This is a genomic window from Arcanobacterium canis (assembly GCF_029625435.1).
Lineage (GTDB): Bacteria > Actinomycetota > Actinomycetes > Actinomycetales > Actinomycetaceae > Arcanobacterium > Arcanobacterium canis.
This window is the reverse complement of record NZ_CP121208.1, coordinates 919,426-934,478: the sequence shown is the minus strand read 5'-3', so window position 1 is coordinate 934,478 and position 15,053 is coordinate 919,426. Positions and strand designations below refer to the sequence as shown.

The 15,053-nt window shown below is 53.2% G+C and carries 14 protein-coding genes and 1 tRNA gene; 2 read left to right on the top strand and 13 right to left on the bottom strand.

Annotated elements, in window-relative coordinates:
• The first annotated feature begins 114 nt into the window (after positions 1-114).
• Positions 115-188, top strand: a tRNA-Pro gene (locus tag P7079_RS04205).
• 355 nt (positions 189-543) lie between these two features.
• Here the strand turns inward: P7079_RS04205 and P7079_RS04200 are convergent.
• The gene (locus P7079_RS04200; RefSeq protein WP_278013572.1) at positions 544-780 is read right to left on the bottom strand and encodes a hypothetical protein; all 237 of its coding nucleotides are present in this window, start codon (positions 778-780) and stop codon (positions 544-546) included.
• Between the two features lie 136 nt (positions 781-916).
• Between P7079_RS04200 and P7079_RS04195 the strand changes: the two genes are divergently transcribed.
• Positions 917-4,390, top strand: a complete 3,474-nt coding sequence (locus tag P7079_RS04195; RefSeq protein ID WP_278013571.1) for a hypothetical protein — start codon at positions 917-919, stop codon at positions 4,388-4,390.
• A gap of 150 nt (positions 4,391-4,540) precedes the next feature.
• On the opposite strand, the gene P7079_RS04190 is transcribed toward P7079_RS04195, so the two are convergent.
• From P7079_RS04190 to P7079_RS04135, 12 genes are all read right to left on the bottom strand, one after another.
• On the bottom strand, positions 4,541-5,284 hold the full coding sequence (locus P7079_RS04190; RefSeq protein WP_278013570.1) for an MFS transporter: 744 nt from the start codon (positions 5,282-5,284) through the stop codon (positions 4,541-4,543).
• A gap of 31 nt (positions 5,285-5,315) precedes the next feature.
• The gene (locus tag P7079_RS04185; protein WP_278013569.1) at positions 5,316-5,681 is read right to left on the bottom strand and encodes an MFS transporter; all 366 of its coding nucleotides are present in this window, start codon (positions 5,679-5,681) and stop codon (positions 5,316-5,318) included.
• 327 nt (positions 5,682-6,008) lie between these two features.
• Entirely contained in the window at positions 6,009-7,886 is a 1,878-nt protein-coding gene (locus tag P7079_RS04180) for an ArnT family glycosyltransferase (protein ID WP_278013568.1), read from the bottom strand.
• A gap of 58 nt (positions 7,887-7,944) precedes the next feature.
• The gene (locus P7079_RS04175; protein WP_278013567.1) at positions 7,945-8,997 is read right to left on the bottom strand and encodes a hypothetical protein; all 1,053 of its coding nucleotides are present in this window, start codon (positions 8,995-8,997) and stop codon (positions 7,945-7,947) included.
• Between the two features lie 129 nt (positions 8,998-9,126).
• On the bottom strand, positions 9,127-9,483 hold the full coding sequence (locus tag P7079_RS04170; RefSeq protein WP_278013606.1) for a DMT family transporter: 357 nt from the start codon (positions 9,481-9,483) through the stop codon (positions 9,127-9,129).
• Positions 9,483-9,797 carry a DMT family transporter gene (locus tag P7079_RS04165; RefSeq protein ID WP_278013566.1) on the bottom strand — a complete coding sequence of 105 codons (315 nt, stop codon included), beginning with the start codon at positions 9,795-9,797 and terminating at the stop codon, positions 9,483-9,485. The genes P7079_RS04170 and P7079_RS04165 overlap by 1 nt, the downstream gene beginning before the upstream one ends.
• A gap of 165 nt (positions 9,798-9,962) precedes the next feature.
• A complete protein-coding gene (gene der / locus P7079_RS04160) occupies positions 9,963-11,426 on the bottom strand; it encodes a ribosome biogenesis GTPase Der (RefSeq protein ID WP_278013565.1) in 1,464 nt (487 codons plus the stop codon).
• Between the two features lie 9 nt (positions 11,427-11,435).
• Entirely contained in the window at positions 11,436-12,107 is a 672-nt protein-coding gene (cmk, locus tag P7079_RS04155; protein ID WP_278013564.1) for a (d)CMP kinase, read from the bottom strand.
• Complete coding sequence (locus P7079_RS04150; RefSeq protein WP_278013563.1) at positions 12,108-12,857, bottom strand: pseudouridine synthase; 750 nt, start codon at positions 12,855-12,857, stop codon at positions 12,108-12,110.
• On the bottom strand, positions 12,854-13,420 hold the full coding sequence (gene scpB, locus P7079_RS04145) for an SMC-Scp complex subunit ScpB (protein ID WP_278013562.1): 567 nt from the start codon (positions 13,418-13,420) through the stop codon (positions 12,854-12,856). Before scpB ends, P7079_RS04150 begins: the two co-directional genes overlap by 4 nt.
• Positions 13,362-14,186, bottom strand: coding sequence for a segregation and condensation protein A (locus P7079_RS04140; RefSeq protein WP_278013561.1), 825 nt, complete (start codon positions 14,184-14,186; stop codon positions 13,362-13,364). The genes scpB and P7079_RS04140 overlap by 59 nt, the downstream gene beginning before the upstream one ends.
• The gene (locus P7079_RS04135; protein ID WP_278013560.1) at positions 14,186-15,037 is read right to left on the bottom strand and encodes a ParA family protein; all 852 of its coding nucleotides are present in this window, start codon (positions 15,035-15,037) and stop codon (positions 14,186-14,188) included. The genes P7079_RS04140 and P7079_RS04135 overlap by 1 nt, the downstream gene beginning before the upstream one ends.
• Positions 15,038-15,053: the final 16 nt, after the last annotated feature.

Genomic DNA, 15,053 nt, shown 5'->3' with positions numbered 1-15,053 from the left:
ATGTTTGCAAATATTTTCAGGGCTTGTCTGCAGATGAAGAGGGACGTTGTGGTGAGTGCCACCTGAAGTTTCGATTGGGAGTTTTGCAGATTCTGCGCTACTATCGTTACCCGACGGGCTATGGCGCAGTTTGGTAGCGCACTTGACTGGGGGTCAAGGGGTCGTGGGTTCAAATCCCGCTAGCCCGACAATGTGATGTCCCGCGACATAGTTCATATGTCGCGGGGCATCTTTTTTGTTTTTGGTGTTGGTATGTGGCTCTTCGCTCTACAAGAAATGATATGAAGTTTCATCCATCACCATCATTCGAGATAATCAGTTGCCGTCTTCGATCATTTTGTGATGGAATACTGCACGTGCGTATTTACGATGGTTTCGGGACTCACACTCGTTCTGACACACCAATAAGTACGTCTGCACATCGGTAATACCCACGAAGAAGTCGCACTATGATGAGAATTTCACGTTCATGCAGCAACGCGTTGCGCTTTGTTTCTACACTCATCTCTTGCGCTCGATTTACCCCCCCCCATTCACTGCCTCTCAACAGAGCGGATTTAGCGCGCGTAACCACTTCTGATCCCAGTAGACCAGTAGCCGAACCGTTTCCGCGAAGATCTTATTCTTCACGGAATTCTTCTCCATCGAAGTATCGCCATATTCGTATCCACAATCACCACATACAAAGGCAAAGACGCCGTGTGGTTGGCGACCGGCACTGCCACCTTCAGCCCTCCCCTGGCGACGCTTCTGCGTATTCCAGGAAAATACTCTCCTCATCCCCCTCACGGCCAAAAAGTTTTCACAAGCTTGTTCAGGGGTTTACCTAACCCACAAGTCACTGACATTTTCCACGTCTTTCCCGAAAAACGTACCGACATTCAAATAAGTAACCTAACAAAAGGGGAACCAAAATATGACACAGAATAACAACACATATAAGTTCACTAAGCTCGGTGCTGCTGCCGCTGCTGTTTTGACTGCGATGGGTGCGCTGGGTGCGTGTTCTGCTCCAGAATCATCTGCTCCGGCCAAGGATGCGTCTGCTCGTGCTGATGCTTCTCCTGAGGCAGTCCAGCCGCAGGAGACACCATCGGCTACTCCATCGGCTCAGGCTAGCCAGGATGCCAAGGATGATAATGCGGGCAAGGAGGATCAGAAGGCTGATTCTGAGTCTGCTGCCGGGCAGGCAGGGTCAGGCAAGACTGATACGGCTGGGTCTGGGTCTGCCTTGCAGAACACGTCCAAGCGCACTGTTCCTGCCTTGCCGGTGCTGAACAAGTCCGTCTCGCATGGGGTGAACGCGCACGCAAGCACGAAGCGTGGCACCGTTCATCGGGGCGTGTACACCACGAAGACGGGGAAGACAATGGGGTACGCTATCGCCCCGGTCTACCGTTCTGGTCTGGTGAAGGCGTTGGCGAACGAGGCGGCAGCGAAGCGTGCTTTGGATAAGGCGCACATGAATGTTGCCAACCGTATTCAGGGTGTTGCTGATGCGCGTGCTCGTCTTGCGAAGGCTCGCGTTGAGCTTGACGCGGCGAAGGCGGGTTTGAAAGCAGCGATGGCTGCACGCGCCCAGCTTGCCCCACAGTTAGCGAAAGCGAACGATACTCTCAGTGTTGCTAAGAAGCTTGTTGCTCTCAAGCAGAAAGCCTATGATGCGGCAAAGAGTGTTCTTGAGGGTAAAGAGAAGGCTCTTGCGAACGCGAACGCTGGCGTGAGTGAGGCACGTAAGAATCTTGAAAAAGCGCAAAAGGATTTTGCTGGCGCGCAGAAGAAGATCGCTGACGATATTACGGCTGCCGAGAAGAAGGTTGCCCAGGCGGAGGCGAATATTGAGACCGCTAAAATCAACATCGGCTCCGCCTACGATAATGTGGCTAAGGCTGAGGCAGAGCTGGACAAGGCCCGTGCCGGTGTTGTCCAAGCATCCAATAACCTGCAAGCTGTTGAAGCTGAGGTTGCCCGCGACCACAAGGTTGAGGCAGGTAAGGTGCAGGCTGCCCAGGTGAAGCTCGATCAGGCTCTCGAACAGGTTGCCCCATTCCAGGACGCTTACAATGAGGCAAAGAAGAAGTATGACGAGTTAGAGGTTGTGCTGAAAGAGCAACGTCAGGCTCTTGCTGAAGCGAAAGCAGATCTTGCTCGTGAACGCGAACAGGTCAAGGCTGACCTGGCTCTCGCTCAGGGCAAGGTTAAGACTCTCACTGATTCGAAGATGCAGGCCGAGAAGGATCTCGCCTCAGCGAAAGCGAAGGTGGAATCAACAACAACAGCTTTCACTGAGGCTGAAAAGCGTGTTGCCGCCGCGAAGGCAGAGTTGGATAAGGCACGCGGACAGGCAGGGGACGCGACCAAGGCGCGCGAGAACGCGATCAACACTGCTCAAGGCAAGCTCTCCCGAGCCACTAGCGAGCTGGGTTCACTCAAGGAGGCACTCGATCAGGCCAACCGTGACCTTAACGCCACACAGGGTAAGGTCAAGGACGCTCGCGCAGCCTACGATAAGGCTGTGGCGGCTCGTGACGCTGCTCTCGGCGTAAACAAGATCCCTGTCGCGAAGCTCACGCCCGAGCAGAAGGCGCGTCTGACTGAGGCGGCACTGCTACGTTACTGGAACCAGTACCGTCAGGCTGCTGGCTTGTCACAGGTAGCAATGATTGACGGTAAAGAGTTCCGTGGCGACGCGGTTGACTGGTCGAACCATCTCCTTGACGAGTGGGTCAAGAAGCGGACGATTAGCCACGACGATGAGATGGTTTTCACGATGGAAAACATCGCTGCCCGCCCCTATGCCGACGTCATGAACCCGATCGCTTTGGCAGAAGGGTTCTTCTCCCAGTTCTACAATTCGACAGATGGGCACGAGAGCAACATGGTGTACACCGACTTGATTGGTGCGCAGATCGCGGTGAAGATTTCCCCGGACGGCAAGGAAGCGGTTGTCGTGATGCGCGGCTACAGGAAGGATGATATCGACAGGTATGATGGCGCCGCCTACACTCTGGCCGCGCCAGAAACAGTGATCGGTGACCAGTCCGATAATATCGCCTACAAGGGTTCGGAGAATTTGGGTGAAGAGTTCTCCACCACAAAGTATCCCCAGAAGGCGACGACGACGTGGGCTGCTTGGGATGCTGAGTCTGAGGCCCTTCTTAAGGCCGGCAAAATCACTGGTTATACTAGCTATGCTGAGTTTATTAAGCGGGGTCTAGCTGAACAGATTAAGGATCCTCAACTGCGTGACGCTTTGACAGGCAAGAATGTTGTGAAAGCGTCAGGCGCGCTCGATCAGGAAGTAGCCCGCACCAAGGACTTGTTGGCTCAGGCAGAAAGCTCCCTCGGATCGGTCAAGGATAAGGCTCAGGCTGCACAGGTGCGTGTGGATGCTGCACAGCGTGAGGTTGAGCGTGCAAAGAGCGCTCTCGATGAGGCTCGCAACGGGCAAGACCCGTCATCGAAACTGATCCGTCAGGCCGAAGAACGCTTGAACGCCGCTATTGCGCACCGTGACCAGACCAAGCGTGACCTTGACCAGGCGAAGAGCGTGGTGAAGGAAACCGCGAAGAAGGTTGATACTCTCGCAGGTCAGCTCGCTCAAGCTCAGGCCAACCTTGCAGAATTCGGTGACGGGGAACCAAGTTCGCTAAGTGTGACTGTTGTCGAGCACTACACTGAGAGCGTCAAGAAACTGGAAGCCGAAGCCCCGCAAGCATTGCAGGAGATGAAGACCCGCAAGACCGAACTCGACAAGGTTCAAGGCAGCGTGGATCAGGCGAAGAAGGATCTGGATGCGGCACGCAAGCATCTTGCCGAGGTTTCTGGGGGTCGTACAGATGCTGCCCTGAAAGCCATGAAGGAAGCCGAGGCGAACGTGCAGGCCAAGGAGAAGGCTCTCGAGGATGCAAAGACCGCCGTACGGGACGCTTTCAACGCTCAGGTTGATGCGCGGGAAAACCGTGTCAAAGCCCAAACGGATCTCGATACGGCACGCAAGGCCACCGTCTCAGACAAGGCCGTGACCGAAGCGAAAGCAAACCTCGACAAGGCTAAGGCCGTCCACAGTGAAGCAGTCAAGGCAGTCAAGGCTGCTAAGGCTCCAGCCGACGCGGCGAAGCGTGACCTCGACCAGGCTAAGACGGGTCAGGCTAAAGCCCAAGCTGAGGTTGACCAGCTCGAACACAAGACGGGTGTGGCTCAAGCGAAGCGTAATGTTGAAGCTAAGACAAAGAACGTGGACAAGGCTGAGAAGGATGTCGCAAAGGCTAAGTCTGACCTTGAGGCTGCTAAGCGTGTCCAGGACAAGGCTAAAGACAACCTTGATGGTGCCCACCGCGGTGTCGTGAAGGCCAAAGCTAAGGATGCTGCCACTGGCCGCCATCGCTGATAATTGAAAAATCTTGACGAGTAATGATACCCGCTCGCTTGTCAAAACCTTGAGGATTCCCTTGGGGTTTGCTAATCACAGTAGCAAACCCCAAGGGAATCCTCCCTTTACTTATATACACGGTCACCAATACTTCCTCAGTTCCTTCCCTCACCTAATTGTCTTCTCACCAAGCATCCCGGTCTTTTTCGAAATTCCAATTCGTAGATTTACGATAATTCCGATGAAAATCCACAGGATTCCACCTACTAACAGGCATGGAACCGGATTCGAGGCAAGCTTGAGCCAGTATCCAATCTGGAGACCTAGGATTGTTCCGAGGGCACCGAAAGAGTATGACCAGCTCATAATGCGAACGAACCTAGTTCCTTTAAACTCTGTTTGTCGATAAGTTTCAAGAACAACGAGTCGAGCACGGTTAAGCACGGTGATAAGAAAAACCAACGCTAGGGCCCAAACTAATTTGCTACCAACGATTGCTTCATAACAAGCGAAGAGTAAAATAAGCAGGCCTGCGAATATGGCCGATGCAAAAAGTACCATTCTTGCGGAACTCATTTTCCTCAGCCAACGCCCCACTAATGGCCCGAGCATCGCTCCAAACCCAAAGACTGCCAGTACTATCGCCATTCCAGAGAAAGCGTTTAGAGTTGAGTTTCTTTCTGCAGATACTCCTGCCACCCACAGCAAAAAGAGCTCGCCAGTCATCGCACTAGCGATTCTAATTAATAGAGACAGGAGAGGCGATGCCGGACCAGAAACAAATAAATCTCTTACGAAGTCTCTCACGGGTAAACGCGAACCTGTCGCTAGATATTCTTCATCATCAATTTCGAGGATCGGCGTAGTCGCAAACTTCGTACGTGCAAAACCTCGTAATCCTGCACCACACAAGGACAAAATTATGTTCGTAAGCAGTAGAATCTCAACAGAAACCGAAGCAAAAAAAAGACCCTAGAGGACCGCCAACAACAAACCCCAGAAAAGCAAGAGCCGAATACAACGTTGCATTAAAAGCCAGTGCCGCCTTTTCGTCAATCTCAGCGAGTGCAGCCCCGTAAAACTCATCTGCTAAATCGCTCACAGGAGCTACTAGAGCGTCAAGCAGCATATAAAGGAATAAGCAGCCTATGGCGAACTCTGGTTTGATAACCGTCAAGCATAATGCCAGTGCGCTCATTCCTGCTTCAATGAGGTCCACAGTGATAAGCGCTTTATCGGGGCTGAATTTCCCAACAATCCGTGCATAAAGTGGAAATGCAAAGACAATAATTTGTTCAATGGTTTTCAAAAGAACTAAGGAAGAGACAGCTATAGTTCCCGAGGCTGTGAAAGCGTTTCACCGCCACTAGGCAACCACGGTGATCTGCTAAAGGATCCCACCCTTGGGCTTATCAATGAGTGACATCCATTGTCGAAAACAGCCTGCGGCTGGGAATAGATCAGCTCAGTCTTGTACTGTCCATTGACAGTCTTGGCGAGGGCGTTGTTGTAGGAATTCTCCGACCATTCCGGTGGATGGGGCGATCCTGTGCTCGGAAAGCATCGCCCCATAAGCAATAGACACGCTGCAATCCATGATCAAAACTGAGAATGTCCTTCCCGTATTTTTGTGCCACTAGGAGTTTCGTGGTTTGCGCAGATCAAAGATCACGCGGCCATCGAGTGTGAGTGATTCAAAATTCTGCGATACCCATGTGGTGATGTCTTGGGCAGGACCGTGAGTGACCCGACGCGACGCCTTCTCGAGGTCATCATTGCCGGGAGTTGGATAGCGAGGAATGAAATACGCGACCTCGCCGCGGTGAACATACCCCATGAATGCCTCGAGGTTCGGAGTCGGATCGACTCCGTCCCAGCCGCCAATTGCCATCACCGGAGTCTGCGTCGCAAGCTCATAAAGCGAGGCGCAGTAGGAGTTCACGGTCGCAATCGGCCAACGTGATGTGCTCGCCGCTGTCAGCCTCTGAATATTGTGAAACGAGCTCTCGAGATCCACGATACCCGGGCGTATAAAATCTGGCGCACACGGATCCTGACCAGGTTTGACAGCGGGTCGTAAAATTCCCGGTGCCTTTGGCACGCTTCCTTTATGAGGTAGGGCATTCGTCTGCACCGTCGCTGCGAGCGGAATTGCAAGGAACGATATGATGCATAGAGCACCTAGTAACTGACGGCACCCCCGTCGGCTAGCGATACCCGTCGTGAAAACAACAATGGCACCGACCACACCGACGGCGGACGCAACTGCTCCGTATACGAGCCAACCTTTTGCCGCAAGAGCAAGGAAAAGTTGCCAAAGAAGCGTCACAATAGCAACGAGCGCGATCACAATAGTGAGTCCACGAGGGAGTCGATGCCATGTGGCGATCAATATCCCAACGCTGACGCACAGCGAAATGAGCATCGGAGGAATCATAGCGACGAGGTAATAGCTATGGAACATGCCTTTCATCCACGAGAAGAGCAAGAACGAGGTGATAAACCAACCATAAGACAGCACGATCGTTGAATGAGCTGTTCGCTGAGGCACTGTCAGATTCGCTCGGTACTGCTCAATACGACGCATAGGTGAGAGCGAGACATCAACGGAAGTTTGACGCACGAGAATCACGTATGCCAGGACAGGAAGCACCAAGCCGAGGAACCCAAAATATGACCATTGAAGCGCATTTGTTGTGGCAAAAAGCCGCCCTAAGTGAACAATTCGCTCAATAATCTGGTCAAAAATTCCACCGGATGCAGGGCCCGATCCCGACACTCTTGCTATCCCGTTATAGCCTAAAGTGAGGTCGAGGAAGGAATTCTTGGTACTCCCGCCAAAATATGGACGCGATTGAGGCGATACAAGTGCGGCAGGAAGTGCCCACACACCGAGGGTAACCAAAAAAGATGCCAGATGCGCAAGGAGCCCGCTACACCGTCGTCGCCAAGATCCATGGAAATAGAGAGCAACAGTGAGATAGAGCGCAGGGAAAATCAGCGCAACTTGGAGCTGCTTTGTTAAAAACCCAAACCCAAGTAACGCACCTGATACAGCTAGCCACCGGATCCGTCTCCGGGCGATTGCCCGGATGGCGGCTGCAGCCGACGCCGTCATAATCAGGGCGAGAAGCGCATCAGGATTGTTATAACGGAACATCAGAGCAGCGACAGGAGTCAGACCGAAAAGGACCACTGCTCCCCCAGCGCAGAAAAGACGTACACGTTCCTCGCGGTCAGACAGTGCCGTGCGAATCATTGCAAAAATGAGTGCTGCAGTAAGTCCCCCCATGATGACCTGCGGGAAAAGTACCGCCCATGGATGCAAACCGAAAATCTTGATCATCAGTGCGGGTAGCCACAAGGCCAGCGGTGGTTTATCGACACTGATAAAGCCTGCAGGATCGACTGCGCCCCACAGCAATGCATTCCACGATTGCGCCCCAGCCCATGACGCTGCGGCGTAGAAATTGTTTGCGTAGCCATTTGCACCGAGATTAATTGACCAGGCCACGATCACAATAAGACAGAGGATTACGCACAGGACCTTCTCACAACGGGTCCATGTCATGTCACTGTTCGTCATTAATATGCTCCAAGTTGCAACGGAAACGATTGAAAATACACCAGGTGAAGGCTGCCCATGCAGCAAGCTCAACGACGACGATGGCGAGATTCACACCGGGGCCGATATGGAAGAACTTCGCGTACGTCACGCAAGTCACCAGCGTTTCAATCATCAGGAAAGGCCAGAAATTGCGCGCACTCACCGCGAGCAGGATGAGGATGACCTGCAAAAGGTAGGAATATCTTTCGTGCATCGCCGGAAGAAAACAGAAGCATGTCCAGACCATCCACGCACTTGCTGCGAGATAACTCGTCCAGGTATCGAGACGAACTTTCTTCAAGGTGATTGCGAAGAAACCGACGGCGAGGATCATGCCGCAGACGAGGATCGCTGGTCGATGGAGAATATCGAAACGATCCGGGAAGAAGTACCAAAAACTTGGTGCGTTGACCACCATATGTGGAAAATCGCCAGTTTGTCCCGCATAAATCGACAATGGCGCCAACAGGGAACGACCAAAGAAATAGGCAAGAATTCCGCTCCCCCAGAATGTCCCTGCTGCGTAGATTACCTCCGGGAATGGGAACCGGCGTCGCAGAACATAAACGGCGACGATAAAGGGCATGATAAAGATCGTTTGAAGCTTCAGTGCGAACGCAAGTCCCAGGGAAAGCCCAGACGCTGCGTAGCGTTTTTCGTAGAGGAACACAAGTGTCCATAACGCAGCAAGCGAATACATTGAATCGCACTGGCCCCACCATCCAGAATTAATCACGAATGGCGGAAGAAGCATGAGTGCCAGGTATGCCACGCGTGCGGGCTGATCAGTGCGTGATGTCCCAGTGATCCGAGCTGCGATGTGTGCTGCCGACAGGGCGAGAAGAACATCGAAAATGATCGAGACAGTCTTATAGAGGAATACTGCCGGGAGCGGAATGTAGGTTAAAGCAGCAATGAGAGTCTGATAAAGAAGGCCATAGTTGCCGACCTGTTCAGAGAGAGACGCGATTCCGCTCGGATACATCTGCTCAAACCACGGCAATAAAAACCATTTCATGTCCGCGGAGATGAGCGGTGTTCCCAAGAAACGTGCAATCAAGCCCAGTGCGGTGACCAATAGAAAAAAGTTTCGAGGCGTGAGGCGTGGTCTCTGTGTAGCAGTGGATGTCATAGAAAACTCCGGCATTTAGTCGGCATTGTCAGGGATATTCTTTCTTGAGGGTAATGGATCGTGAACAAACTTGAGTGCTGCCACGCAGGCAACAATTGCGCTAATCAAGATTATCTTGGGCACAGACACCGGCTCATCTCCCCACATCATCGCATACGCCACGGTGAGAGCAGATCCGATTCCAGTCCATACTGCGTAGGCTGTCCCGACGGGGATTCGTTTGAGAGCCCAGCCCAACCCTCCCATTGACACCGCCATCGCGACAACGAAGATAACGGAAGGGACAAACACCGTCAAGGCGTGCGATTGTCCCAGAGCAGTGGCCCAGATGGCCTCACAGACTCCTGAAATAATAAGAACAGTCCAAGCCATCACGCCACCGCCTTCAGCCCGATCACGCATACAACGAGAACCACCAGCACCACAATCTTCACGTAACTGGCTCGTTCTTCGCCGGTGACCATGGCGTAGACAACCGTCAACGATGCCCCGATCGCGGTCCATACCGCATAAGCAGTGCCGGTAGGGATCTGCGTCATTGCCATTGCAAGCCCAGCAAGTGACAGAATACAGGCAAGGACAAAAACCACAGTAGATGTGCGCTTCGTAAAACCATCGGACTTCGCCAGGGCAATTGCCCACACCGCTTCCATTACGCCAGCGCATAACAAGATGAACCAGGCCATGAACATTCCTTTGCTGGCCGTCGGTCATGTGCGGGTACGGCTCCCTCGTCCGCAGGCGAGATTGGCGCCTGCCCATAGGCTAGCACGTCATCGCGACTGAAAAAGCCAGACTGAGGGAGGCAGATTGACATCTCCCTCCCTCAGGACACTATATGGCGGAAGTGACTACTTGCGCTTGCGACGTTCACGCACTCGAACGGAAATCTCGATGGGAGTGCCTTCAAATCCGAAAGCCTCGCGCAATTTGCGTTCGATGAAACGACGGTAGGACGCTTCAAGGAAGCCTGTGGTAAAGAGGACAAAACGTGGTGGCCGATTTGATACTTGTGACGCAAACATAATGCGTGGCTGACGTCCACCACGCACTGGATGCGGGTGCGCAGCGGCGAGTTCACCGAGGAAAGAGTTGAGCTTGCCGGTGGTGATTCGCTTGTCCCACGATTCGAGCGCTTCGTTCATCGCAGTTGTCAGGCGGTTGGTGTGCCAGCCAGTCTTAGCTGACAGGTTTACGCGGCGAACCCAGGGCATCTGAACCAGTTCTTTTTCCAATTCGCGATCGAGGTCGTAACGGCGCTCTTCGTTAACCAGATCCCACTTGTTGGCAATGATGACCATCGCGCGACCTGCGTCGATGACCTGCTGCATCACTCGGATATCTTGCTCTGTCAACGCAACCGATGCATCGATGAGAACCAGACCGAGTTCGGCTTTCTCCACGGCATTCTGAGTACGAAGCGAGGCGTAGTAATCTGCGCCGCGAGTCAGATGGACGCGTCGGCGAATACCCGCGGTATCGACGAACGTCCACGGTTGGTCGTCCAGCATCACGACTTCGTCAACGGGATCGCGAGTTGTCCCCGCAAGAGGATCGACGACGACGCGGTTTTCTCCAGCAAGCTGGTTGAGCAGGGATGATTTACCTACGTTCGGACGTCCCACCAAGGCAATTCGACGGGGGCCAACGCCAGGACGAAGTGAGGCAGTGGCAGACTTTTCAGGCATGATTCGGGTAACTTGATCGAGAAGATCGCCGGTACCTCGTCCGTGAAGAGCAGAAACAGGGAATGGTGCTCCCAGACCCAACGACCACAATATCGCAGCGTCGGACTCACCTTGAGGCCCATCAACCTTATTCGCAGCAAGAACAATCGGCTTACCCGATCTGCGTAACAGTTCGATGATGAACTCTTCAGTACTTGTTGCACCTACTGTGGCATCAACCACCAAGACGACCACGTCAGCCTCATTAATCGCCAGTTCGGACTGATCGGCAACAGATTTGTCAATGCCTTCAAGATCTGGTTCCCAACCGCCAGTATCGAGGAGCGTGAATTGCTTTCCGTTCCATTCGGCGTCGTAGCGCACACGATCACGTGTGACGCCTGGGCGGTCTTGAACCACCGCCACGCGTTTACCCACGATTCGATTCACCAGCGTTGACTTCCCAACGTTGGGGCGTCCAACGATTGCGACGACGGGGAAACCAGCTGGACGCTGAAGGATATCATCGTGATCAGCGAGTTCCAGAAGGGCTTCGTCTTCGGCTTCAAGTTCGTAGTCATCCAGGAACGAGCGCAGCATATCAACGCGCTGCTTATCGTCCTCGAACTCCGTGTACTTCTCAGTCATGTGTGTTCCTTACATCAGCGATTGGATAGCGTCCACCACTTGCTCAATAGTGAGGGTAGACGAATCAATTGTGGTCACATTGTCAGCGGCATACATAAACTCAGAGACCGTTGAATCAGCCTTATCCCGGTCAACGACTTCCGCACGAGTTGCCGCAATCGCAGCATCGCTCGCATCGCCACGAACTTCGCGCGCACGTCGGGCGAGTCGAGTTTCTTCGGAAGCTGTCAGGAGGATGCGCACGTCGGCGTCGGGAGCGACGACGGTGGTGATGTCACGACCTTCAGCGACGATTCCCTTGCCACCCGAGTATCCGCCAATCTGCTCCGCTGCGATAATTTCGCGTTGAAATTTGCCCAGAGTGTCACGGACGCCGAGATTGACGGCCACCTTCGAGACAACACGTGACAGTGAGGGCTCACGGATTGCGGCAGTGATGTCATGCCCATGAACGACGAACGTCTGATTATGGGGATCAAGAGGTGGCGTAAACGGCATGTTTTGTGTTGACTCAACCACGGCGTCATGATCGTCGAGATCGATTTCGCATTCTTGTGCCCACCACGCGGCAGCACGGTACATTGCTCCGGTATCGAGATACGCGAGACCGTTGCGATCAGCGATCATCTTCGACACAGTTGATTTGCCCGATCCCGAGGGGCCATCGATGGCAATAATCATTTACATCCCCACCATGTGCATGAGCGCGCCAAGTTCACTTCCCGCAACCTGGCGGTAACGGCCGGGCTTGAGGTGACCAACTTGGATATTGGCGAACTGAGTACGCACAAGTTCCATCACTGGATGGCCGACCTCTTCCATCATGCGACGCACGATACGGTTACGCCCTGAATGCAGGGTCACTTCGATAATGGAGTTCTTGCGCTGTGATTCACGAAGAACGAACTTGTCAACGTTAATGGGGCCGTCTTCAAGAGTAATACCCTTTTCCAAAACCTTTCCAAGACCACGAGTGACCGTACCTTCGACACGAGCGATGTAGGTTTTTGGAATTTCATAGCTTGGGTGTGTCAGTCGATGAGCGAGTTCACCATCATTCGTCAGGAGAATTAGGCCTTCCGTATCGATATCCAAACGCCCGACGTGGAAGAGACGTTCGGGTCGATCGGAGACGTATTCAGCCAGTGTGCGCCGACCTTGATCGTCATGCATCGTCGAAACGACACCCGGTTCCTTGTAAACGGCAACTGTAAACTTCGACTGATCAAGCTGAACAGGCATACCATCGACATGAATGGACACCGAGGTGGGATCAACGCGGATTCCCAACTGACGGATGACCTGTCCATTCACCTCAACGCGGCCTTCCGAGATCAGTTCCTCGGCAGCTCGACGGGAGGCCACTCCGGCGTGTGACAAAATCTTTTGCAAACGTTCGCCATTCGGGTTGTGCATATCTTGCTGTCTCATGGCAGCTCCTTCTCAATTTCTTCAAGTTCATCATCGTTAGGCAAGTACGGTGCGAGCGGTGCAAGTTCCTCAAGGCCATTCATACCCATTTTCTCAAGGAAAAGCTCGGTTGTCCCGTAAAGCCCGGCACCGGTGGTAGGCGCCACTGCGATTTGCTCCACAAGACCTCGTGTTTGCAAAGTCCGAACAACAGAATCTACCTCAACTCCGCGTATTGCGGCAATCTGTGCGCGTGTCACCGGTTGCTTATAGGCGATCACGGCTAAAGTCTCGAGAGCTTGTTGCGAAAGCCTTGAGCTTTGTCCGGCAGTTACAAAACTTGCGACGACGTCGGCATAGCGCGGATTCGAATACACACGCCACCCTCCCCCGACTTCACGTATCTGAAAACCTCGTGGATATTCGGCGTCAACAGTATATTCGTTTTGTAAATTGCGCAGAAGCTCTAGGGTTTCTGTTTCTGGAGAATCAATTGCGAATGCCAATGCTTTGAGCGTCACTGGTTCACTCGCCACCATCAAGATAGCTTCGAGTGCGCCCTTCTTTTGTGCTGACTGCGGCATCCTTCTCCTCACGTGCTATTCGTTTAATGATGAGCGGTTCGAGCGCTCCAGCTTGTTCAACGTGAACCGATCCGTCACGTATTAACTCGAGAACCGCCATAAAACGTGAAATGATCGTGGGCACATTTGGCGTATCAGCGCAGAGTTGTGCGAACGATATTTCCTCGCCAACGCCAAGTTTATCGCGGATATAGGCGATCTGAGAGTCAACGGGCACAAGTGGATCGTGAAGATGTGTCAGTCCAACCTCAGGTGGCGTGCGCGAGAAAGCATCTGCCGCGAGTCGTGCCAGATCGTTCGGTGTGATTCGCAAGTCGATCTGTGGAAGAAGACCACGAAAATACTCTTCCAACGGAACTTGCCTGGGATAGGACAAGGATTGGATCGCAAGCCTCGAAGCAAACACACTAGCGACATCTTTGAATGCCCGATATTGGAGGAGCTTGGCGAAGAGAAGATCGCGCGCTTCGAGCAATCCGTCGGTATCCTCGTCGGTACTGTTGTCACGCGGGAGCAACCGTGCTGCTTTTAAATCAAGCAATGTTGCTGCCACCAGTACGAACTGTGACATTTGGGACAGATCCGCTTCCTCCTGGGCAGCGACAAATGCCAAAAATTCGTCGGTAACTTCACCGAGTGCGACTTCTGTAATGTCGAGCCTTTTGCGGGCGATCAGCGTCAGAAGTACCTCAAATGGCCCGGAGAAAACATCAAGCTCGACGGCAAATCCGTCGGCTGAGTCGTCCAGGAGACTCGATTGGCCCATCAGGCCGACGCGCCGCGGGCAATCAATTCGCGTGCAAGACGTTTGTATGCGAGCGAACCTTGATGCTGTGGAGCGAAGGTGGTGATTGGCTCGGCGGCGATTGTCGCGTCAGGGAATTTCACTGTGCGAGAGATCCTCGTGTTGAAAACCTTTTCCTTGAACTGCGCTTGGATCGTGGCAATGACTTCGCGCGCATGTAAAGTGCGTGTATCCACCATTGTAAGAAGAACGCCGTCAATTTCCAGCTTGGGGTTCAGACGATCCTGAACACGCTGGATCTGTTCCACCAGCAGTGCGACGCCACGCATAGCAAAGAATTCTGCTTCCAACGGAATGATCACTCCGTGGGCTGCGGTGAGGGCATTGACTGTCAGGAGGCCCAATGAGGGCTGGCAATCGACGATGACGACATCGTAATCATTGACGCACGGCGAGAGGACCCGGGTCAGTGCCTGTTCACGTGCGACCTCATTAATGAGCTGAATTTCAGCAGCCGACAACTCAATATTGGCAGGCAAGATATCGAGGTTTTCCACGGAAGTGTGTTGAATAATGCGGTAGGGATCAGGTTTGAGCGAGAGCAACTCATCGTAGATAGTCCGATCAAGAGTATTAGCATTAATCCCCAGGCCAGCTGACGCCGCACCCTGAGGGTCGAAGTCAACGATCAGAACCTTACGTCCGTACCCAGCCAAAGACGCCGCGAGATTGATCGACGTCGTGGTCTTACCGACGCCACCCTTCTGGTTACACATCGCGATAATGCGCGCTGGGCCATGGGACTCCAACTCCTGCGGAAGGGGGAAGTCCTGTTCACCATCATTAAAAAGCTCGATCTGTTCTGCACTCACAGAACTAAATCTACCG

Coding starts and splice junctions, on each gene's coding strand:
- P7079_RS04200 (WP_278013572.1), bottom strand. CDS start 780: ATGAGGAGAGTATTTTCCTGGAATACGCAGAAGCGTCGCCAGGGGAGG.
- P7079_RS04195 (WP_278013571.1), top strand. CDS start 917: ATGACACAGAATAACAACACATATAAGTTCACTAAGCTCGGTGCTGCT.
- P7079_RS04175 (WP_278013567.1), bottom strand. CDS start 8,997: ATGAAATGGTTTTTATTGCCGTGGTTTGAGCAGATGTATCCGAGCGGA.
- P7079_RS04170 (WP_278013606.1), bottom strand. CDS start 9,483: ATGGCTTGGACTGTTCTTATTATTTCAGGAGTCTGTGAGGCCATCTGG.
- P7079_RS04165 (WP_278013566.1), bottom strand. CDS start 9,797: ATGGCCTGGTTCATCTTGTTATGCGCTGGCGTAATGGAAGCGGTGTGG.
- der (WP_278013565.1), bottom strand. CDS start 11,426: ATGACTGAGAAGTACACGGAGTTCGAGGACGATAAGCAGCGCGTTGAT.
- cmk (WP_278013564.1), bottom strand. CDS start 12,107: ATGATTATTGCCATCGATGGCCCCTCGGGATCGGGCAAATCAACTGTG.
- P7079_RS04150 (WP_278013563.1), bottom strand. CDS start 12,857: ATGAGACAGCAAGATATGCACAACCCGAATGGCGAACGTTTGCAAAAG.
- scpB (WP_278013562.1), bottom strand. CDS start 13,420: ATGCCGCAGTCAGCACAAAAGAAGGGCGCACTCGAAGCTATCTTGATG.
- P7079_RS04140 (WP_278013561.1), bottom strand. CDS start 14,186: ATGGGCCAATCGAGTCTCCTGGACGACTCAGCCGACGGATTTGCCGTC.